The organism is Pseudonocardia hierapolitana (assembly GCF_007994075.1).
Classification (GTDB): domain Bacteria; phylum Actinomycetota; class Actinomycetes; order Mycobacteriales; family Pseudonocardiaceae; genus Pseudonocardia; species Pseudonocardia hierapolitana.
This window is the reverse complement of sequence record NZ_VIWU01000001.1, coordinates 4,344,482-4,365,067: the sequence shown is the minus strand read 5'-3', so window position 1 is coordinate 4,365,067 and position 20,586 is coordinate 4,344,482. Positions and strand designations below refer to the sequence as shown.

General features: G+C 73.7%; 17 protein-coding genes. 12 read left to right on the top strand and 5 right to left on the bottom strand.

Going from position 1 to position 20,586, the window contains the following annotated elements; genetic code table 11:
- Window positions 1–6 precede the first annotated feature (6 nt).
- The 7 genes from mrf (at window position 7) to FHX44_RS20640 (ending at window position 9,324) form a co-directional block, all read left to right on the top strand.
- Entirely contained in the window at window positions 7–1,239 is a 1,233-nt protein-coding gene (gene mrf, locus FHX44_RS20670) for a ribosome hibernation factor-recruiting GTPase MRF (RefSeq protein WP_147257303.1), read from the top strand.
- Window positions 1,239–1,406 carry a 50S ribosomal protein L32 gene (rpmF, locus tag FHX44_RS20665; RefSeq protein ID WP_147257302.1) on the top strand — a complete coding sequence of 56 codons (168 nt, stop codon included), beginning with the start codon at window positions 1,239–1,241 and terminating at the stop codon, window positions 1,404–1,406. The genes mrf and rpmF overlap by 1 nt, the downstream gene beginning before the upstream one ends.
- Before the next feature lie 1,408 nt (window positions 1,407–2,814).
- Complete coding sequence (locus tag FHX44_RS20660; protein ID WP_147257301.1) at window positions 2,815–3,030, top strand: hypothetical protein; 216 nt, start codon at window positions 2,815–2,817, stop codon at window positions 3,028–3,030.
- Between the two features lie 5 nt (window positions 3,031–3,035).
- Window positions 3,036–6,095, top strand: coding sequence for a helix-turn-helix transcriptional regulator (locus FHX44_RS20655; RefSeq protein ID WP_170308969.1), 3,060 nt, complete (start codon window positions 3,036–3,038; stop codon window positions 6,093–6,095).
- 61 nt (window positions 6,096–6,156) lie between these two features.
- Window positions 6,157–7,431, top strand: coding sequence for a cytochrome P450 (locus FHX44_RS20650; RefSeq protein ID WP_147257299.1), 1,275 nt, complete (start codon window positions 6,157–6,159; stop codon window positions 7,429–7,431).
- Window positions 7,431–9,089 (top strand): class I adenylate-forming enzyme family protein, encoded by a 1,659-nt coding sequence (locus FHX44_RS20645; RefSeq protein WP_147257298.1) that lies wholly within the window; start codon window positions 7,431–7,433, stop codon window positions 9,087–9,089. Before FHX44_RS20650 ends, FHX44_RS20645 begins: the two co-directional genes overlap by 1 nt.
- 31 nt (window positions 9,090–9,120) lie before the next feature.
- A complete protein-coding gene (locus FHX44_RS20640; RefSeq protein WP_147257297.1) occupies window positions 9,121–9,324 on the top strand; it encodes a hypothetical protein in 204 nt (67 codons plus the stop codon).
- Between the two features lie 6 nt (window positions 9,325–9,330).
- Here the strand turns inward: FHX44_RS20640 and FHX44_RS20635 are convergent, their stop codons facing one another.
- On the bottom strand, window positions 9,331–9,558 hold the full coding sequence (locus FHX44_RS20635; RefSeq protein ID WP_246170497.1) for a hypothetical protein: 228 nt from the start codon (window positions 9,556–9,558) through the stop codon (window positions 9,331–9,333).
- 263 nt (window positions 9,559–9,821) lie between these two features.
- On the opposite strand from FHX44_RS20635, the gene tenA reads away from it, so the two are divergent.
- On the top strand, window positions 9,822–10,508 hold the full coding sequence (gene tenA, locus FHX44_RS20630; protein WP_147257296.1) for a thiaminase II: 687 nt from the start codon (window positions 9,822–9,824) through the stop codon (window positions 10,506–10,508).
- Here tenA and FHX44_RS20625 read toward each other — a convergent pair.
- Both FHX44_RS20625 and FHX44_RS20620 read right to left on the bottom strand, forming a co-directional pair.
- Window positions 10,505–10,900, bottom strand: coding sequence for a phage holin family protein (locus FHX44_RS20625; RefSeq protein WP_147257295.1), 396 nt, complete (start codon window positions 10,898–10,900; stop codon window positions 10,505–10,507). The two genes, tenA and FHX44_RS20625, sit on opposite strands and share 4 nt — an antisense overlap.
- Window positions 10,901–10,905: 5 nt before the next feature.
- The gene (locus FHX44_RS20620) at window positions 10,906–12,138 is read right to left on the bottom strand and encodes a serine hydrolase domain-containing protein (protein ID WP_147257294.1); all 1,233 of its coding nucleotides are present in this window, start codon (window positions 12,136–12,138) and stop codon (window positions 10,906–10,908) included.
- A gap of 95 nt (window positions 12,139–12,233) precedes the next feature.
- Here FHX44_RS20620 and FHX44_RS20615 point away from each other — a divergent pair, with 95 nt between their 5' ends.
- From FHX44_RS20615 to metG, 4 genes are all read left to right on the top strand, one after another.
- On the top strand, window positions 12,234–12,758 hold the full coding sequence (locus FHX44_RS20615; protein ID WP_147257293.1) for a 2'-5' RNA ligase family protein: 525 nt from the start codon (window positions 12,234–12,236) through the stop codon (window positions 12,756–12,758).
- 7 nt (window positions 12,759–12,765) lie between these two features.
- A complete protein-coding gene (locus tag FHX44_RS20610; protein WP_147257292.1) occupies window positions 12,766–13,755 on the top strand; it encodes a patatin-like phospholipase family protein in 990 nt (329 codons plus the stop codon).
- Window positions 13,756–13,759: 4 nt separating this feature from the next.
- The gene (locus FHX44_RS20605; RefSeq protein WP_147257291.1) at window positions 13,760–15,424 is read left to right on the top strand and encodes an FAD-binding dehydrogenase; all 1,665 of its coding nucleotides are present in this window, start codon (window positions 13,760–13,762) and stop codon (window positions 15,422–15,424) included.
- A gap of 178 nt (window positions 15,425–15,602) precedes the next feature.
- Window positions 15,603–17,285, top strand: coding sequence for a methionine--tRNA ligase (gene metG / locus FHX44_RS20600; protein ID WP_147257290.1), 1,683 nt, complete (start codon window positions 15,603–15,605; stop codon window positions 17,283–17,285).
- Here the strand turns inward: metG and FHX44_RS20595 are convergent.
- Together FHX44_RS20595 and FHX44_RS20585 are read right to left on the bottom strand one after the other, a co-directional pair.
- Window positions 17,175–19,592, bottom strand: a complete 2,418-nt coding sequence (locus tag FHX44_RS20595) for an ABC transporter permease (protein WP_147257289.1) — start codon at window positions 19,590–19,592, stop codon at window positions 17,175–17,177. The genes metG and FHX44_RS20595 overlap by 111 nt on opposite strands.
- Before the next feature lie 132 nt (window positions 19,593–19,724).
- A complete protein-coding gene (locus FHX44_RS20585; protein WP_246170496.1) occupies window positions 19,725–20,381 on the bottom strand; it encodes a M15 family metallopeptidase in 657 nt (218 codons plus the stop codon).
- Window positions 20,382–20,586 lie beyond the last annotated feature (205 nt).

Here is a 20,586-nt window from a genome sequence, read left to right as displayed (position 1 = left end):
GATTCCGTGAGCCGACCCGAGCTGCTGGTGCTCAGCGGGCTGCACGCGCCGGGTGTCGAGGCCGTGATCGCCCGGATCAGGACGCTCGACCCGGACGTCGCCGTCCTGCACCACGACCTGCGCGACATCGCGTCCGGGCGGCTGTACCGGCGGCTGCGCCACGGCGACCGCGACGATCAGGCGGTGCTGGAGCTCGCGCACGGCTGCCTGTCCTGCACCTTGCGCGAGGATCTCCTGCCGCAGCTGCACGCGCTCAGCGGACCGGGCGGCCCGCAGCGGATCGTGCTGCACCTCGACCCGGTGCTCGAGCCCGAGCAGGTCTGCTGGTCCCTGCTGCACGTGCTCGTCGACGGCGCGCCGATCATCGACCGCGCCGACCTGCGCGGTGTGATCACCTGCATCGATCCCGGCAGCTGGCTCGACGACGCCACCGGCGACATCACGATCGGCGAACGCGGACTGGCCGAGCTGCCCGACGACGAGCGGACGGTGGCACAGGTCGCCGTCGGGCAGGCCGAGTTCGCCGACCTGCTCGTGCACACCGGCACCGCCGACGCCTGGCAGCTCGCCCGCACCGACGCCGTGCTGGAGCGGCTGGCGCCGGGCACGCAGCGGATGTTCCTGTCCGGGCTCGACGCGCGCGTGCTGCTCGCCGACCTCCCACCGGCCGCCCGCCGCGGCCGTCCCGACGACGTGCACGGCCCACTGCTGCGCGGGGAGCCACCGCTCGGTCGCGACTGCGGCGTGCAGCTCTCGGTGTTCTCCGCACGGCGGCCGTTCCACCCGGAACGCCTGCACGAGGCGATCGACGCGCTGCTCGACGGCGTGGTGCGCACGCGCGGTCGGATCTGGCTCGCCACGCGGCCGGAGGCCGTGCTCTGGCTCGAGTCGGCGGGCGGCGGGCTGCGGATCGGGCACGCAGGCGAGTGGCTGGCCGGCGGGGACGCCGACGCGTGGGCCGCGGCGGATCCCGAGCGGCGCGCGCTCGCGTCGCTCGGCTGGCACCCCCGCTTCGGCGACCGCGCCCAGGACATCGTCGTGCTCTCCCACGACACCGACCCGACCGGCATCGAGGCCGCACTCGCCGAAGCGCTGCTGACCGACGCCGAGCTGGCCGCGGGCGAGGCGGCGTGGCGCACCTTCCCCGACCCGTTCGGCTGGTGGCACACCGATCCCTGCGACCCACCCGCCGGACTCGCCGCCACCGGCCACCCGGACACCGAGCACGAGGAGCACTGATGGCCGTCCCGAAGCGCCGCACGTCCCGGTCGAACACCCGCAAGCGCCGGGCGCAGTGGAAGGCGACCCTGCCCGACCTGGTGCCGATCACGATCGCCGGCCGCCGCCACCTCGTCCCCCGCCGCCTGGTGCGCGCCTACCAGCGGGGCCTGCTGACCCCGGAGTGATCCCGCCCGCCCACTCGCGCCCCCGGCGTCGAGTGATGCACCCGGGTCGCGCGGCCCGACAAGGGAGCGTGGGCGAAGAACGGGTGCGTGATGTCCGCAGCCACGCACACCCGGTACTCCGCGGCGCCTTGATCAGCACTTCGGCGCGTTCCCGGCCGAATGTGGCCGTGCTCGCACCCAACCGGTGATCATGGCCGTGCAGCCGCCTCGGGGGGATGGTGCGTGCAGGCCTTGATCAGCAGTTCGGCGCGTTGGCGGCCGGATACCGCCGTCTTCGCGCCAACCCGGTGATCACGGCCGTGCAGCCGCCTCCCGGAGAGGCGCGTGCAGGGGCTTGATCAGCAGCTCGGCGCGCTCCCGGCCGAATATCGCCGTCCTCGCACCCAGCCGGTGATCACGGCCGTGCAGCCGCCTCCCGGAGAGGCGCGTGCAGAGGCTTGATCAGCAGCTCGGCACGCTCCCGGCCGAATACCGCCGTCCTCGCACCCAGCCGGTGATCACGGCCGTGCAGCCGCCTCCCGGAGAGGCGCGTGCAGAGGCTTGATCAGCAGCTCGGCACGCTCCCGGCCGAATATCGCCGTCCTCGCACCCAGGTGGTGATCATGGCCCGTGCAGCCGCGTCCGGGAGGGGACGCGTGCAGAGGCTTGATCAGCAGCTCGGCGCGCTCCCGGCCGAATACCGCCGTCCTCGCACCCAGCCGGTGATCACGGCCGTGCAGCCGCCTCCCGGAGAGGCGCGTGCAGAGGCTTGATCAGCAGCTCGGCACGCTTGCGGCCGAATACCGCCGTCCTCGCACCGAAGCGCTGATCATGCCCGGGAAGCCGCCTCCGGTGGCGCCGCGCGCCCAGAGGGCAGGCCCCTGGCCTGCCCGCGCAGCCTGCCCGAGGGGTCGCAGAGGCTCGCCTGTCAAGGGTCGCGCAGCGATCGCGAAGCGACGCCGGAGGCGCCCTTGACAGGTGAGGGGCGGCCCCGCACGATGCGCGGCGCCACCGGAGGCCCTCCACCGGCCGATACGCGGCCCGCACCACGCGCGGCGCCACCGGACGCCTTCCGCCGGCCGATGCGCGGCCCCGCACCACGCGCGGCGCCACCGGAGACCCTCCACCGGCCAATGCGCGGCCCCGCACCACGCGCGGCGCCACCGGAGACCCTCCACCGGCCAATGCGCGGCCCCGCACCACGCGCGGCGCCACCGGAGACCCTCCACCGGCCGATGCGCGGCCCCGCACCACGCGCGGCGCCACCGGAGGGCACCCGCTCAGGCCTCCAGTGACGCGGCCAGTTCACGCAGGTCAACCGGGAGTAAGGGGTCCCGCCGGACCCCTTACCCGGGATGCGCGGCCGACCCGACGAGCACGACGTGATCGCCCGATGTGCTGAACGGGCCCTCAGGCCGAATCTGGTCCCATGCTCATCGACATCTCGCACCTGACCACCGAGTCCGAGAGCCGCCGCGCCGCGCTGCTGGCCGACGCCGAGAACTACCGGCTCGCCCGGCTCGCCCGCCGGGCCCGCAGGCGCCGGGACACGCCGCGCGGTGATCCGCCCCAGCGCGATCGCTCGGAGCCGGGTGGAACACCGCGCAATCACGAGGCAGGACGTCGGTACGCCGTGTCACGATGACCGGCGTGGCGCGGCTGGGGGTCGGCATCGAGCTGGTGGGGCGCCGGCACGAGGTGTCGGCGCTCACCGACGCCCTCGAACGCGCCGCCGTCGGCAAGCCCACCGGGCTGTTGATGTCGGGTGACGCCGGGGTGGGCAAGTCCCGGCTGGTGGCCGAGGCGGTCGAGCGGGCGGCCGGGTCGGGGTTCACGGTTTTGGTGGGCCGGTGCCTCGACACCGCCGAGTCCGCGCTGCCGTACCTGCCGTTCACCGAGATCGTCGGCGCGCTGGCGGCCACGCGTCCCGAGCTGGTCGCCGAGCACGTCGCGCTGCGGCACCTGCTGCCGGGCGGCCTGGCGAGGGCGGCCGCCACCGGGGAGCAGCGCGACCTGGGCCAGCTGCAGGTGTTCGACGCCGTCCTCTCGGTGCTCGACCACCTCACGGCCGCCACGCCCGCGCTGCTGGTGGTGGAGGACATGCACTGGTCCGACCGCTCCAGCCGCGATCTGCTGTTCTTCCTGCTCTCCCGGCTCACCGGCCAGCGGCTCGTGGTGCTGGCCACCTACCGCAGCGACGACCTCCACCGGCGCCACCCGCTGCGGCCGCTGCTCTCGGAGCTGGTGCGGCTGCCCCAGGTCGAGCGGATCGACCTCGGGCCGCTCGACTCCCGCGAGTCGCTCGAGCTCGTGCGCAGGCTCGCCGACGGCGGCCTCCCGGAGGCGAAGCTGCGGCGGATCGCCCGGCGCAGCGAGGGCAACGCGTTCTTCGCGGAGGAGCTCGTGTCCGCCTCCTCCGACGGCCTGCCGCACGGGCTCGTCGAGGTGCTGGTGGCGCGCATCGAGGGCCTCTCCCCCACCACCCAGCGGGTGCTGCGGATCGCCTCCGTCGCCGGGCGCCGGGTGAGCCACCGCAAGCTCGCGGCGGTCTCCGGTCTGCCCGACGACGATCTGGAGCAGGCGCTGCGCGAGGCGGCCGCGCACCACGTCCTCGTCGCGGCCCACACCGAGCAGCGCGCGTTCGGCGACGACGGCTACCACTTCCGGCACGCCCTGCTGCGCGAGGCGATCTACCACGACCTGCTGCCCGGCGAGCGGAGCCGGGTGCACGCCGCGTACGCCGAGCTGCTCGCGGTGCCGGGGGGCACGGGCCCGCGCGGGGTCGCCGAGCCCGGCCGGGCCGCGGAGCTGGCCCACCACGCGATGGCGGGCCACGACCTGCGGCTCGCGCTGGCGGCGTCGGTGCAGGCCGCGATGGAGGCCGACGACCGCGAGGCCCCTGCCGAGGTCCTGCTGCACTCCGAGCGGGCCATCGAGCTGTGGCGCGCGGTGCCCGATGCGGAGGCGGTGGCCGGTATCGACGAGTGTTCGGTCACCCGGTGGGCCGCGTGGGGTGCGAGCAGCACCGGCGACCCCGACCGCGGCATCGCGCTCGGCAGGCGGGCGCTCGAGCTCGCCGAGGAGCGCGGCGACCCGGCGCTCACCGCCCGGATCGGTCAGCGGTACGCGTTGCGGTTGCTGGATCTGCCGGGCCGGGAGCAGGAAGCCCTCGCCACCGCCCGCCGCGCGCTGGCCCTGCTCGAGCGCGAGCCGCCGTCGTCGGAACTCGCCTGGATCCACACCACGCTCGCCCGGGTGCTCACCCGGATCGACCACTTCGCGGAGGCCGTCTCCGAGGCGGAGACGGCGCTCGCGGTGGCCGAGCACCTGCCGCCGGGTCCCGACAGCGACCTCGATGCCGCCAAGGCCGACGCCCTGGTCTCGCTCGCGGTGTGCGCGGAGTACGGCGGCGACCCCGAACGCGCCCGGCAGCTGCTCGGCGAGGCCAAGTCGCTGGCGCGGCCGTCCGGCAACCTGACCGTCGAGCTGCGCGCCTACTACTCGCTCGGCATCTCCCTGCTGGACGAGGGACGGCTCGCCGAGGCGGGTGCTGAGTTCGCCGCAGGAGAGGAGCGGGCCGCTTCCACCGGCACCACGTGGAGTGCGTACGGCCTGAACCTGCGGGTGGCCCATGTGATCGCTCGGTTCATGCGCGGCGAGTGGGACGCCGCGGAGGCGGCCGCCGAGATCGCGGGTGAGTCGGTGTCGGCCGTCGTCGCCACCCGGCTCGCCGCGGCGGGCCTGCTCACCGCGGTGGGCCGGGGCCGGTTCGGGCCGGTGCAGCGACGGCTCGCGGAACTGCGCGACTCCACACCCGTCGACGAGCAGGTGATCCTGCTGATGGGGCAGGCGGGCGCCGAGGCCGCGCTCTGGCAGGGCCGGCCCGACGAGGCGGCACGCCGGGTGCGGGAGGCCATCGCCGGCCTCGAGATCGGCTCCTACACCGAGCTCACGCCCCACCTCGGCCGCATCATGCTCGGCGCGCTGGGCGCGGCCGCCCACGTCGAGATGGCAGCGGCCGGCCTGCAGCCCGTCGAGGAGGCCACGGCGGAAGCGGGCGAGATGGTGCGGATCGCCGAGCAGGCCGCCGTACGGGGCCTCCCCCGCGCCGGCACGCTCGGGCCCGAGGGCACGGCGTGGTTGCAGCGCGCGCGGGCCGAGCTCACCCGGCTCACCGGTCCGCCCGATCCCGCCGTGTGGCGGGAGGTCGCCGACGCGTTCGGCTACGAGACGGGCGGCACCGGCCCGTGCTCCGGCCCGGCGCCGGTCGGCTACCGCCAGGCCTACGCGCTGCTGCGGCACGCAGAGGCCGTGCTGGCGAGCGGCGGCTCCCGCCCTCCGGTCGAGCCCGATCTGCGCGCCGCGTACGCCACCGCCACCGCGTTCGGCGCCGCGCCGCTCGCCGACGCCCTGCGCCGGCTCGCCGAGCGGGCGGGCGTGCAGCTGGAGGCGGGGGCGCCGAGCCCGGCGCCGGCCGGGGCCGACCCGCTCACTCCCCGGGAGCGTTCGGTGCTCGCGCTGGTGGCCGAGGGCGGCACCAACCGGCAGGTCGGCGCCGAGCTGTTCATCAGCGAGAAGACGGTGAGCGTGCACCTGTCCCGGGTGATGGCGAAGCTGGGCGCGAGCAGCCGCACGGAAGCGGTCAGCATCGCGTACGCACGGGGCCTGTTGGCCCCGGCAGACCGGGAGCCGGCGCGGCCGACCCCTTGAGGATTACCCCTCGGTAACTACTGTGGATGTGATCGGGTCCACAATCGGGGGAGGTCCAAAGATGGGCACGAGCACCGCGACGAGCGTCTGGGCCGGGCGGCCGGACCTGTCCGACATCGGATTCTGGACGGCGCCGATCACCGAGCGGGCCGCCGCATTCGCCGCGCTCCGGGAGCACGAGCCGGTGCCGTTCTTCCCCGAGCCGGACATCGGGCTCCCCCGCGGGCCCGGCTTCTGGGCCCTCACGAGGCTGGCCGACGTCGTCGAGGCCAGCCGCAACGCCGGGGTGTTCATCTCGGGCAAGGGCGCGACCAACGTCGTGGACCAGCCGCCGGAGTTCCGCGAGTTCTACGGCTCGATGATCAACATGGACGATCCGCGGCACGCCCGGCTGCGCCGCATCGTCTCCCGCGGGTTCACCCCGAGGCGGCTCGCCGACCTCACCGACGAGGTGCAGCGCACCGCTCGCACGATCGTCGACGACGTGATCGAGCAGGGCGAGTGCGACGCGGTCAGCGCTATCTCGGCCCGCCTGCCGCTGAAGATCGTGTGCGACATGATGGGCGTGCCGGAGAGCCAGTACGGGTTCGTGTTCGACCGCTCGAACATCATCCTGGGGCCGAACGACCCCGAGTACGTCGCGGAGACCGGCAACATCATCACCGCCCTCCTGCAGGCGGGCCACGACCTGGCCGAGCTGATGCGCGACCTGGGCAGGCACCGCGCCGAGAACCCGACGGACGACGTCACGTCGGCCCTGGTCAACGCGGAGATCGACGGCGAGCGCCTCACCCCCGACGAGCTGGCGAGCTTCTTCATCCTGCTCGTCGTGGCCGGCAACGAGACCACCCGCAACGCGATCAGCTGGGGTTTGCACCTGCTCACCGAGCACCCCGAGCAGCGGGCGGTGTGGCTGGCCGACATCGACGGCGTCACACCCACCGCGGTGGAGGAGATCGTCAGGTGGGCGTCTCCGGTGATCTACATGCGGCGCACGCTCGCCGTCGACGCCGTGCTGGGCGGTCAGCAGATGCGGGAGGGCGACAAGGTCGCGCTGTTCTACTGGGCGGCCAACCGCGACCCGGCGACCTTCCGCGACCCGGACGCGCTCGACGTCCGCCGCTCGCCCAACCCGCACGTGGGCTTCGGCGGCGCGGGCCCGCACTTCTGCCTGGGCGCCCACCTGGCGCGCCGGGAGATGACGGTGATGTTCCGCGAGCTGCTCACCCGGGTTCCCGACATCGCGGCCACCGCACCGCCGCAGCGGCTGACGTCGATGTTCATCAACGGCATCAAGCGCCTACCGGTGGCGTTCACGCCCGGTGGGGTGGGCTGATGGACTACCCGGAGATCCCCGTCGGCGCGATGCTCGCGGGGTCGGCACGTCGCTTCGGGGAGCGCACGGCCGTGCACTACTACGGCCGGGAGCTCACGTTCACGCAGCTGTACGCGCGGGCGTCGGCGTTCGCGCAGGCGCTTCGCGCGGCCGGGATCGGCCGTGGTGACGTCGTGGCGCTGCACCTGCCGAACTGCCCGCAGTACCCGATCGCGTACTACGGCACGCTGATGGCCGGCGCCACCTTCTCCCCGGCCAACCCGCTGCTCCCGCCGGCCGACCTCGCCGCGCAGCTCGCCGACTGCGGCGCCGTCGCCGCGCTGACCTGGGCACCCGTCGCGCCTGCACTCGCGGCCGCGCTGCCTTCCACCCGTATCCGGCTCGTGCTGGCCACCGACCGCGCGCAGTCGCTCGACCCGGGCACCACCGTCGCCGTGCCGGGGGCGCAGGACTTCGAGGTGTTCCACGCCGACGCGCCGCAGACCCCGCCCGACGTCACGATCGACGTGCACACCGATCTCGCCCACCTCGCCTACACCGGCGGCACCACCGGACGGTCGAAGGGCGTGCTGCTGCCACACCGCAACGTCGTGGCGAACACCCTCCAGTCGGCCTGCTGGGGCAGCGGCTCGGTTCCCGACCTCGACAGGGACGGCGGACTCGTGCTCGATCAGGTGGAGCCCCCGGAGGAGCGGCCGGTGCGGCTCGGCACCGGGTGCGCCGTCACGGTCACCCCGTGGTTCCACGCCATGGGCACCATCGGCGGCATGAACGTGCCGATGCTGCGGGGCGACACGCTCGTGCTGCACGACCGGTTCGACCCGGGCGCCTACCTCGCCGACGCCGAGCGGTTCCGCGTCACGACGCTGGGCGGCGCCCCGCCGCTGTTCGGGGCGCTGCTGCGGCACCCGGACCTCGCCACCCGGGATCTGTCTTCGGTCCGGTCGATCGCATCGGGGGCCGCCCCGATGCCGGTGGAGATGATCGAGGCGCTGCACCGGCGCTTCGGGCCGGACGTCGTGATCTCGGAGGGGTACGGCCTCACCGAGGTCACGATGGTGGCCACACAGGGCCCGCTCGCCCGCTCGGCGGTCCGCAAGCCCGGTACGGTCGGGCCGCCGGTGTTCGACACCGAGATCCGCATCGTCGGCCCGGCCGCGACCGGCCTGGAGCCGCTCCCACCGGGCGAACCGGGGGAGGTGTGCATCCGCGGGCCGCAGGTGATGGTCGGCTACAAGGACCGTCCCGAGGAGACGGCCGCCGCGCTCGTGGACGGCTGGCTGCGCACCGGTGACATCGGCACCCTCGACGAGGACGGCTATCTGTCGATCGTCGACCGCAAGAAGGACATGCTGCTCTACAAGGGCTACAACGTGTACCCGCGGGAGCTGGAGGAGCTGCTGCACGCCCGGCCCGGTGTGGTCGGGGCGGCGGTCGTGGGGCGCCCGGACCCCCTGGCCGGCGAGCTGCCGGTGGCGTTCGTCGTGGCGCCCGGCCTCGGCGCGCCGGAGGGCGACGCGCTGATGGATGCGGTCAACGCGCAGGTGCTGCCGTACAAGCGGCTGCGCGAGGTGCACCTGGTGGACGAGATCCCGGTCTCGGCCGCGGGCAAGGTGCTCAAACGTGCACTCCGGGACCGCCTGACGCCGCAGGGTTAACGCCGGGCGACGGGGGCGCGATAGCAGGAGCATGGCTGCTCCTGCCGCGTTCCCCACCTTCCGCGCCACACGTCGCCGACGGGCCGCGCGGGTGCGCGCCGGGATCGCGCTCGTGGGCTACGCGGGCAGCTTCGTCACGCTGGCCGCGATGCTCGTGCTGGCGGCCACGGCGGGCGCACTCGCCGACGGGGTGCCGGCAGACGACTCGACCGTGACCGCGACGTACGAGCGGTAGCGCCCGTCAGGCGGCGTCGGCCTCCGCAGTCGGCTGCGGGATCGGTGACTTCAGCACGTGATCGACCAGGCGCATCACGAGCTGCTCGCCACCGAGCCGGTACCCGAACTCCTCCCATGTGAGCAGCTCACGAGACACCAGCTCACCGACCGGCCCGGGGTACAGCCGGGTGGCGCGGAACGCCGCGGCGCGCAGCCGCATCTTCTCGTGATGGTCCATCGGAGCGGGATCCATTCGACTCACCTCCGCAGTGCAAAATGCGGTCCGACGCGCTCGGCGTTGAGTCGCCGCCCGTGGTTGCTCCCATGGTGAACTACCGGTGTCGGGACGCAAGAGAGAAGCATACGGAAGAGTGAGCGACATCTCATTTCCTGGCCACCTCTCCGGCCGCGCGGTGACCAGGGCATTCCCTGCAATTGCCTGAGCAAACCTCTCGTGCAATTGCCTGGCGATTCGGGTGGCTTCCGCCGGGGCCACGGCCGCCGTAGCGTCGGGCCATGGCGACTCCAGCCCGCTCCACCCTGCGCACCCGCGACGTCCTGTGGGCGGACGTCGAGGACGTGTACGGCGCGATCCTCGCCCACCCGTTCCTCACCGGGCTGGCCGACGGCACCCTGGCCCGGGAGTCCTTCCGGCACTACATCGTGCAGGACGCGCACTACCTGCGTGGGTACGCGCGGGCGCTGGCGGTCTGCGCCGCCAAGGCACCGGACGAGAGCGGCACGGTGATGTTCGCGGAGCACGCGGCGCAGGCGATCGCGGCCGAACGCGACCTGCACGCGGCGTTGATGGCCGAGCTCGGCTCCTCGCCCGAGGAGGCGGCGCTCGAGCCGGTGGCACCCACCACGCAGGCCTACATCAGCTATCTGCTCGCCACGGCATACGGCGGATCATTCGCAGAGGCGATCGGAGCAGTGCTGCCGTGCTATTGGATCTATGCGCGGGTCGGTGACGAGCTGATCGCCCGCAGTTCACCCGACCCGCTCTACGCCCGCTGGATCGCGATGTACGGCAGCGAGGATTTCCAGGCGGTGGTCGACTCGGTGCTCGAGCTCACCGACCGGGTGGGCGAGACGCTCTCCGACTCCGAGCGCGCGCTGATGCGCCAGCACTTCCGTCGCACGTCGACGTACGAGTGGATGTTCTGGGACGCCGGGTACCGGCGGGAGGTCTGGCCCCTCTAACGCTGGTCGAGCCGGTCGGGGATCAGGACGTGGAGCAGGAAGCCGACCACGGCCACCACGATGGCCCCGAGGAACGCCGCGCCGAACCCGCCGACCTCGAACGGCAACCCGAGCCCGCCGGCGAGCGCGCCGACGAGCATGAAGAGCAGCGCGTTGACCACCAGCCCGATGAAGCCGAGCGTCAGGATGTAGAACGGGCAGCCGACCACCTTGATCAACGGTTTCAGCACGGCGTTGACGAGGCCGAAGATCAGCGCGACCCCGACCAGCGTGCCGATGCGGGCGCCGGTGGTGCCGGCCGTGTTGTCGATGCCGGGGACGATCAGGGTGGCCACCCACAGGCTGACCGCCACCACGGCCACCCGGATGACGAGCGCGAGCGCGTTGGACATCCCGATCAGTCCACCAGCGCCTGGTTGATCAACGCCCGCAGCTGCAACCGGATGGGATAGGTGCTCGACGGGAGCAGCTGGGTGAAGAACATCGCGGTGACCTCCGCGGCCGGGTCGACGTAGAACGCGGTGCTGGCGAGCCCGCCCCACGCGTACTCGCCCTCGTGCGTGAGTGTCTTCCCGGCCGCCGCGTCCACGACCACCGACACGCCGAGACCGAAGCCGACCCCCCTGTTCGGCGACTCGGAGGAGATCGGCCTGCCGAACGCCTTGAGGTCGGCACCGCCCGGCAGGTGGTTGCGGGTCATGTAGGCGATCGTGCGCGGGCCCAGCAACCGGACGCCGTCGAGCTCGCCGCCTCGGGCGAGCATCTGGGTGAAGCGGTGGTAGTCGGCGGCGGTGGAGACCAGGCCGCCACCGCCCGACAGGAAGGTCGGCTCGCGGGTGGCGTTGTCGCCCAAGGACGTGTTGCGCAGCAGCCCGCCTGCCGGGTTCGGCATGTACAGGCCTGCGAGCCGGTCGAGCTCGTCGGGAGCGACGTGGAACGCCGTGTCGTCCATGCCGAGCGGCGCGAAAACCTCCTCGGCGAAGAACGTGTCGAGCCGCTGCCCGGACACCACCTCGACGATCCGGCCGAGCACGTCGGTGGCCACGGAGTAGTTCCACTCGGAGCCCGGCTCGAACAGCAGCGGGAGGGACGCCCACACGTCGCAGGCCGTGGCGAGGTCCATCCCGCGGGGAGCCCCGAACTCGAAGCCCTTCGCGCGGTAGATCTCGTCGACGGCGTGGGCGTGGTGCCAGCCGTAGGTGAGCCCTGCCGTGTGGGTGAGCAGGTGCCAGATGCGCATCGGCTCGGAGGCAGGCGCGGTGCCGGGGTTCGCCGCCGAACCGGCGCGGTACACCCGCAGGTCGGCGAAGGACGGGATGTAGCGGGCCACCGGGTCGGTGAGCTCGAGCAGGCCGCGCTCGTAGAGCATCAGCACGGCCGCCGAGGTGATCGGCTTGGTCATCGAGTAGATGCGCCAGATCGTGTCGTCGGCCACGGGGCGCTGGGCCTCGATGTCGGCGAGCCCGTGGTGGGCGTGGAGCACCAGCCGGCCCCGGCGCGCCACCGCGACCGTCCAGCCCGCGAGCCTGCCGTCGTCGACGTAACGGCGGTAGTGCGAGACGACCCGCTGCAGCCGCTGCGCGTCGAACCCGACCTCCTCGGGCTCCGCGTCCACCTTGAGCTCTGCCACGGAGCCGACAGTACCGCCGAACTGATCGCCTCCGGCCGTTGCAGCAAAGCCACTTCGCTGACGTCAGGCGTTCCGGACCGTGCAGGGTGGAGCCCGTGGACAGCACCCTCAGCGCCGTCGTCGTACCGATCCCCGAAGCCGAGCCCCGGGTGGGCGCACTGCGTGCCGCGCTGGACCCGTCCGCCGCGCTCGGCGTGCCGGCGCACGTGACGATCATGTTCCCGTTCGTCCCGCCCGCGCGCATCGACGAGGGAGTACTGACCGCGCTCGGTGAGGTGTTCGCCGCCGCGCCGGCGTTCGACGTCCGGTTCTCGGCGCTGGGCTGGTTCGAGGACGCCGTCTGGTGGGCACCGGAGCCCGCCGAGCCGTTCGTGGCGCTGACCCGTGCGGTGTCCGCCCGGTTCGGTCTGAAACCGTACGAAGGTGAGCACGGCGACGACGTCGTGCCGCACCTGACCATCGGACACCGCGCACCGATCGAGCGGCTGCGCGCCGCGGAGGCCGAGGTGGCGACCGGGCCGCCGGTGCGCGTGGCCGTGCAGTCCGCGGTGCTCATGACCGGCTCCCGCGTTCCCGGGTCGTGGACGACGCTGGCCGAGCTCCGGCTCGGCGGGAGATGATCGGTCGGTGGGCGTGACACGGCGGGTCGGAACGCACGACTCGCCGCACCGGAACGGCAGACTCGCCGTCGGGCCGGCGGGCGACGACGAGGTGATCCGGGCCTTGCTGCGGCGGCAGGCAGCCGGAAGCAGGTCCGACGGGAATCGCATCGCGCTCGCGGTGAGCGGCGGCGGGATGCGCGGCGCGTACGCGGGCGGGATGGTGCACGCACTCACCGACGCGGGGCTCGCGCCGTTCTTCGACGTCGTCTACGGCAGCTCCGCCGGTGCCTTCGTCGGGGCCGGGCTGCTGCTGGGCAGCGGACGGGGGTCGGCGGCGATCTTCTACGAGGACATGGCCTGCCGCGAGTTCATCGACCCGCGCCGGTTCCCGCGCCGGCCCCTCGTGTCGCTGGACCACCTGCTCGACGAGGTCCTCGTCCGCTCGAAACCGCTCGACTGGGAGCGGCTGCGGGACTCCCCCGTGCCGCTGCGCGTGGTGGCGACCGCGCTCGACGATCTGGCGCCGCACGTGCTGGAGCCGGCCACGTCGGCGGAGTGGAAGCTCGCCCTGAGGGCCACCGCCTCGATCCCGCTGCTGGCCGGCCCGGCCGTCGAGCTGCACGGGCAGCGCTGGATCGACGGGTCGATCGGCGAGCCGCTTCCCGTGCTGCGGGCGCTCGCCGACGGCGCGACGCACGTGCTCGCGCTGTTCACCAGGGCGCCGTCCGAGCTGCGGCGCGGCGATCCCGGCGGGCCTGCCGGCTGGGCGCGCGCCCTCGACCGCCTCGCGCCCGGGCTCGGTCAGATGGCGCAGGAGGCCCGGCGGCACGCCCCCGTGCTCGCCGTGCTGGACGATGCCGCGCACCCGTCCCGAGACGGTGCCCACCTGCTGGCGATGCTCCCGGAGCGGGACGAGGGGGTCCGCGGCCTCACCACCGACGTCGCGCGTGTCGAGCGGGCCGCGCAGGCGGGCTACGCCGCGGTGGTCACGGCGCTCGCCCGCGTGCGAAGGTGATCGGATGGACGCCGACGTCATCGTCGTGGGGGCCGGTCTCGCCGGTCTGGTCGCCACCGCCGAGCTGGCCGGCGCCGGCAAGAAGGTGCTGCTGCTCGACCAGGAGCCCGAGACGGGCATCGGCGGGCAGGCGTTCTGGGCGTTCGGCGGGCTGTTCCTGATCGACAGCCCCGAGCAGCGCCGGATGGGCGTGCGCGACTCCGTCGACCTCGCGCTCCAGGACTGGCTCGGCACCGCCGCCTTCGACCGCGGTGTCGACGACCCGGCGGGCGAGGACTTCTGGGCCCGCCAGTGGGCCACCGCCTACGTCGACTTCGCCCACTCGGAGAAGCGCGCGTGGCTGCACGGTCTGGGCGTGCGTTGGTTCCCGGTGGTCGGCTGGGCCGAGCGGGGCGGCGGCCTGGCCGACGGCCACGGCAACTCGGTCCCGCGCTTCCACATCGTGTGGGGCACCGGGCCCGGACTGCTGGACCCGTTCGTGCGGCAGGTGCGGGACGCCGCGGCGCGCGGGCTCGTCGAGCTGCGGTTCCGGCACCGCGTCGACGGGCTGTCGGTCACCGGCGGCGTCGTCGACGGCGTGCACGGCGCGGTGCTCGAGCCGAGCTCCGCGGCGCGCGGCACGGCCAGCTCACGCACCGAGGTGGGCGAGTTCGCGCTGCGCGCGCAGGCCGTGATCGTCACGTCCGGCGGGATCGGCGGCAACCACGACCTCGTCCGCGCGAACTGGCCGTCCCGGCTGGGTCCCGCGCCCAGGAGGATGCTCTCCGGGGTGCCCGAGCACGTCGACGGGCGGATGCTGGGCGTCGCCGAGGAGGCCGGCGGGCGCGTGGTCAACCGCGACCGCATGTGGCACTACACCGAGGGCGTCCGCAACTGGAACCCGATCTGGGTGCGGCACGGCATCCGGATCCTGGCCGGCCCGTCGTCGCTGTGGTTCGACGCGAGGGGCCGCCGGTTCCCCGCACCGTGCTTCCCCGGTTTCGACACGCTCGCCACCTTGGCGGCCATCACCGCGAGCGGCCACGACCACTCATGGTTCGTGCTCACCCAGAAGATCATCGAGAAGGAGTTCGCGCTGTCGGGCTCCGAGCAGAACCCGGACCTCACGGGCAAGGACATCCGCAAGGTGCTCTCCCGCGTGCGGCCGGGCGCGCCTCCGCCGGTGGAGGCGTTCAAGCAGCACGGCGCCGATTTCGTCGTGGCCGACACGCTCCCCGGGCTCGTGGCCGGGATGAACGAGCTCACCGACGAGCCGCTGATCGACCTCGCCGAGCTGGAGGGCCAGATCCTCGCGCGTGACCGCGAGATCGAGAACCCGTTCACGAAGGACCTGCAGGTCACCGCCGTGCACGGGGCCCGGCGCTACCGCGGCGACCGGCTGGTCCGCACCGCGATCCCGCACAAGATCCTCGACCCCGCGAACGGGCCGCTGATCGCCGTGCAGCTGCACGTCCTCACCCGCAAGACGCTCGGCGGCCTGCAGACCGACCTGTCCGGACGGGTCCTGCGCGCCGACGCCACCCCGTTCCCGGGGTTGTATGCAGCGGGCGAGGTCGCAGGCTTCGGCGGCGGGGGCGTGCACGGGCACGCCTCGCTGGAAGGCACGTTCCTGGGCGGCTGCCTGTTCTCGGGCCGCCAGGCGGGCCGCGCGGTGTCCCTCGCCCTCTGAGAAAACGGGTTCGGGGGCCGCAGCGGGCCGTGCGATGCTGATCGCGTGCGCCGGACCGCCGTGATCATGATGCCCCTTCGGGGCTCCTCCGGCGTGCGCTGACCCCAGCCATCCCACCCGATGCCCCGCTGCTGCGGGGCCTACTGCGGTGTCCGCATCCGGGGCGGAACGGACGCCGATGAACGGCTTCTACGTCACCACCGCCATCCCCTACGTCAATGCGGCCCCGCACCTGGGGCACGCGCTCGAGCTCGTGCAGGCCGACGTGCTCGCCCGGCACCGGCGCCGCCGCGGGCAACCGGTGCGCCTGCTCACCGGCACCGACGAGAACGCCCTCAAGAACGTCACGGCGGCACGGGCGGCCGGTGTCGCCGTGCCCGAGTTCGTCGCGGCGGGGGCCGACCGGTTCGCCGCGCTGCGCGGGCCGCTCTCGCTCTCGTTCGACGACTTCATCAGGACCAGCGCCGATCCACGCCACCGCCGCGGCGTCGAGCTGCTGTGGCGCCGGTGCGCCCCCGACCTGTACCGGCGCCGCTACGAGGGCAGGTACTGCGCGGGCTGCGAGCAGTTCTACGCCCCCGCCGAGCTGGTGGCGGGACGTTGCCCGGAGCACGGCACCGAGCCCGAGCACATCGCAGAGGAGAACTGGTTCTTCCGGCTCTCCCGGTACGGGGATGCGATCGAGGAGGCGATCGTGTCCGGCCGCGTCCGGATCGAGCCGGAGACGCGGCGCAACGAGGTGCTCGCGTTCGTCAGGAGCGGTCTCGCCGACATCAGCGTCTCCCGGCCCGCCGCCCGGGCCGGCGGCTGGGGCATCCCGGTGCCGGACGACCCCGAGCAGGTCGTCTACGTCTGGTGGGACGCGCTCGCGAACTACATCACCCCGCTCACCGGCGACGAGCTGGACGAGTGGTGGCTGCGTTCAGCGGAACGCGTGCACGTGGTCGGGAAGGGGATCGTGCGGTTCCACGCCGTGCACTGGCTCGCGCTGCTGACCGCCGTCGGGCTCCCGCTGCCCACCGCGATCTTCGTGCACCCGTACCTCACCATCGGCGGGTCGAAGATCGCCAAGAGCGCAGGCACCGGGGTCGACCCCCTGGAGCTGGTCGCACGCTTCGGCGTCGACGCCGTGCGCTGGTGGCTGCTGCGCGAGGCATCGGGGCGCTCCGACACCGACTTCACGGTCGCCCGGCTCGTCGACCGGGCCGACCGCGAACTCGCCGGCGGCCTGGGCAACCTGGTCCAGCGCCTGGTCGTGCTCGCACACCGGATCGGCGACGGCCGCCTGGCACGCGGGACGCCGGGCGAGGCCACGGCGGCCGCGACCGCGCTGCCCGGGCGGATCGACGCCGCGCTGGCGCGGTTCGACCTGCGCGGGGCGACGGCGGCGATCTGGTCGTTCGTCGAGGTCGCCAACCGCGTTCTGGAGCGGGAGCGGCCGTGGGAGCGCACTGCCGCGGACCGGGAGGGCGTGCTGGCCGGCCTGGTCGACGCGTGCCGGATCACCGTCGGTGAGTGCCTGCCGTTCCTCCCCGACGGCGCGGCGGAGCTCCTGGCCCGGCTGGGTGCGGGCGACGCGGTCGGACCCGCGGGTGCGGTCTTCCGGCGGCTCGGGCCGGTCGCGGAGCCCGCTCGTGTGGAGGCGGAGCCGGAAGGGACTCGTCCACGCCCCCGAGCATGGACGAGTCCCGTGCACGGTGCCGCGCATGGCGGACTTCATCAGCCGCAGGCCAAGCGGTTGACGACGGTTTCAGTCGAGGGACACCCCCGCGGCCGGGGTCACCCGGGCGGCCCGGTGGGCCGGGAGAACACTGGCGAGCAGTCCGGCCAGGGTGGCGATGAGGACGACGGCGCCCAGTGACGGCCAGGGGATGACCATCGTGGCGTGGGTGAGGGCCCGCTTCACGAACGTCTCGTAGCCGACCCAGGCGAACCCGACGCCGATCACGGTGCCGAGCACGGTGGCCACCACCGAGAGCAGCAACGCCTCGGCGGCCAGCGTCCGCCGCAGCTGCCCGCGGGTCAGCCCGAGCGCACGCAGCAGCGCGTGCTCGCGGGCGCGTTCGAGGACCGACAGCCCCAGGGTGTTCCCGATCCCGATCAGCGCGATCGCCACGGAGACGCCGAGCAGGCCGAGCGCCGACCCGGCGAGGAGGTCGCGCTCCCGGTTCGCCGCCGCCTGGGCCTGCAACCGGTCCTCCAGCTGCGCGCCGGCCGCATCCGCCAGCCCGTCCAGGTCGTCGACGAGCTTCAGCGGGTCGGCGCCTGCGGTGGCGCGGACCCACACGACGCGCGGTTCGGGGGCGTCGGTGAGCTGTGCCAGGGTCTGCGGTGCGAGCATGCCGGCCCGGCCCCAGCCGGAGAGCGAGACGACCCGCAGCCGGGCTTCGCGGTCGCCGACGCGCACCGTGACCTGGTCCCCGGGCCGGACGCTCGGGTCGGTGAAGGCGTCCAGGTCGAGCCGGATCGTCCCGGGCTCCACCTGGGCGAAGCTCCCACCGTCGCGGGCCACCTGCGGCGCGGCCGACGTGGTGAGGACCGGCAGCGGTGCGTCGAACCCGGAGACCCGGGCCACGGCGCCGTCCACGGCGACGGCCTGTTCGACACCGGGAGTGCGACGTACCCGGTCGAGGAGGTCGGTGGGGACCGGTTCCTCGAGCGAGGTGAGCGCGGCGTCGATGGGGTTGTGCCTGACGTTCACCTCGTCCAGCCCCGCACGCCAGGTGGCCATCCCGGTGAGCACGGCGGTCGTCAGGGTGGCCCCGACCAGCAGGGCGGCGGTGGTGGTGGCGGTCCGGCGCGGGTCGCGCACGGCGTTCTGGGTGGCCAGCCGGCCGGCGCGGCCGAGCAGCGCCCCGCTGACCCGCACCAGGCGGGGCACCAGCACCGGCCCGAGCAGCAGCACGCCGGTGAACACCGCTGCTCCGCCGGCCACCATGAACAGCGTGCTGTCCCGGACCATCGCGGCCGCGAGCAGGGCCGGCCCGGTGAGCAGGAGCAGCGCGGCGAGCCCCAGCCGCACCCGGCCGGTGGCGGTGCGCACGTCGAGCGCGGCCGGCGGGCGCAGCGCCGCCAGCGGGCTCACCCGGATCACCTGCCGGGTCGGCAGCCAGGACGCGAGCATGGTGACCAGCAGGCCGACGGCGAACCCGCCCAGCAGCCAGGGCACAGGCGGTGCGGGAGCGGCCAACGGGGTGGGGGCGAGGGTGTTGATCAGGGGGAGCAGGCCGTAGCCGAGCCCGACGCCGACCAGCGTCCCGGCCACGGACGCGAGCCCGCCGACGGCGGCCGCCTCCCGGCGTACCGAACCCAGCACCTGCGCCCGGGTGGCGCCGACGCAGCGCAGCAGCGCGAAGTCGCGCAGGCGCCCCGCGAACAGGATGGAGAACGTGTTCGCGACGACCAGGACCGAGACCACGAGCGCGACGCCGGCGAACAACAGACCCATCAACGCCATGAAGTCCACATCGTTGTTGAGCGCGGCCAGGCTTTCCCCGATGTAGTCCTCGACCGGCTGCACCGTCATGCCTTCCGGGAGCTGACCCACTTCCCCCCGCACCGCCACCTGGACGTGGAAGGTGGGGTGGTCGCGCCACTGCAGGTACTGCGGCCACGTGACGTACACCGAGGACTGGGTCCAGGTGGACGGGGAGTCCACGAAGCCGACCACCTCCAGTTCGGCGGTGGTGGCGCCCTCGCCGACCCGGATCCGGTCACCGATCGCGACCTCGTGGGCCTGGGCGTCCCACACGTGCATCACCGCCTCGCCGGTGTGTGCCGGGAAGCGGCCCGAGACGAGCTTCTGCCAGCGAAGCTCCTCCCCGGCCGCGATCGGCCCCACGGTCGTCTCGCCCCGCAAGTCGCCCACGCCGAGTGGGGCGCCGCCTTCGGTGTACGCAGGCAGGTCGACCCGGCCGAGCCCGGACGCGTTGTCGCCGAGGCGGTCGACGAGCTCGATCGCGTCCGACTCGGGTCCGTCCTCGGGCGCCTCGACCACGTGGTCGGCACCGCGGTACGGCGCTCCGGCGTTTTCCATGAACCCGGCCCGTGCCCCGGAGGTGAGCACGCCGATCACGACGACGAAGGCGACCGAGGCGATCACCGCGGTCGCCGCCGCGAGGTAGCGGCGGGCGTGGATGCGCAGGGAGGCGAGGAGGAGGGTGCGCATCAGGCGATCAGCCCGTCCTGCATGGTGACCACGTCGTCGGCGTAGCTCGCGGCGTCCCGGTCGTGGGTGACCATCACGACGGTCCGGCCCAGCTCGCGCACCGCGGCGTGCGGGGGTTGTCCAGCATTCTGGTCACTTCTGCATCCTCGGATCGTGCGTGGGATCGGCGTACATCCGCGGGCAACTGTCATCGACGGCGTCGGGGCGCAGTTCGAAGTGCCAAGGCTCGTTGCGGTAGATCTGGCACAACCCGTACCCGGCGCCGTGGTCGGACAGCCACGCCGCGGCAGCGGTGGGCCCGATGTCGACCGCGTCCCCCGACACGTGCGGAGACGTGTCCGCTGTGGCGACCCACCGGGCGGCCTCCTTCTCCGAGCCGTACTCGGCGATGGCCTCACGAAGCAGCTGATCCTGGTACTCCCGGGAACGCCAGCCGCTGTTGACGGAGAACTCGACCCCGCCGCGCGCTGCGTCCTTCGCGGCCCGGCGCAGCGCCTCCAGCAGACCCGCATCGAGTTCGGCCACGGCCGGGAACTCGTCGTCGAACACCGTCACGCCGTCGGGGACGACACCGTCGGCCTCGCCGACAGCACCACGGCGGTCACCGTCACGATCGTCGCTGCGTGGTGGAGGAGGACGCGGTGGGACGTCATCTGCCTGCCGGGCCTCGGTGGCCGGGTTCGTGGCGGAAGCGGATCGCGCGGGGGCATCGGATGCCGCCGACGGGGACGAGGACGCCCACGTCCGGTAACCGAGGGCTCCGGTCACCGCGGCGAAGACCACCGCCACCGCGATCAGGATCGTCAATCGGGCCGGCCGGGACGCTGTTCGTGCCGGTCCGCGGTGGGACACACCACCGGCCGCCGCAGCATGGTGGTGCCGGGACGGAGGCGCTTGCCGGTACGCCGGCGGCATGCGCCGGCCGGCGGCATCGGGAGCACGCGGGTGCCGGACGTCGAGGACGAGCCCTACCTGGTGGCGGCCGACCGCGATG

What these genes read in the sequence shown, in the direction of transcription:
- FHX44_RS20650 (WP_147257299.1), top strand. Translation starts at nt 6,157, where the DNA reads ATGGGCACGAGCACCGCGACGAGCGTCTGGGCCGGGCGGCCGGACCTG.
- FHX44_RS20645 (WP_147257298.1), top strand. Translation starts at nt 7,431, where the DNA reads ATGGACTACCCGGAGATCCCCGTCGGCGCGATGCTCGCGGGGTCGGCA.
- FHX44_RS20635 (WP_246170497.1), bottom strand. Translation starts at nt 9,558, where the DNA reads ATGGATCCCGCTCCGATGGACCATCACGAGAAGATGCGGCTGCGCGCC.
- tenA (WP_147257296.1), top strand. Translation starts at nt 9,822, where the DNA reads ATGGCGACTCCAGCCCGCTCCACCCTGCGCACCCGCGACGTCCTGTGG.
- metG (WP_147257290.1), top strand. Translation starts at nt 15,603, where the DNA reads ATGAACGGCTTCTACGTCACCACCGCCATCCCCTACGTCAATGCGGCC.
- FHX44_RS20595 (WP_147257289.1), bottom strand. Translation starts at nt 19,592, where the DNA reads ATGCGCACCCTCCTCCTCGCCTCCCTGCGCATCCACGCCCGCCGCTAC.
- FHX44_RS20640 (WP_147257297.1), top strand. Translation starts at nt 9,121, where the DNA reads ATGGCTGCTCCTGCCGCGTTCCCCACCTTCCGCGCCACACGTCGCCGA.
- FHX44_RS20660 (WP_147257301.1), top strand. Translation starts at nt 2,815, where the DNA reads ATGCTCATCGACATCTCGCACCTGACCACCGAGTCCGAGAGCCGCCGC.
- FHX44_RS20605 (WP_147257291.1), top strand. Translation starts at nt 13,760, where the DNA reads ATGGACGCCGACGTCATCGTCGTGGGGGCCGGTCTCGCCGGTCTGGTC.
- FHX44_RS20625 (WP_147257295.1), bottom strand. Translation starts at nt 10,900, where the DNA reads ATGTCCAACGCGCTCGCGCTCGTCATCCGGGTGGCCGTGGTGGCGGTC.
- rpmF (WP_147257302.1), top strand. Translation starts at nt 1,239, where the DNA reads ATGGCCGTCCCGAAGCGCCGCACGTCCCGGTCGAACACCCGCAAGCGC.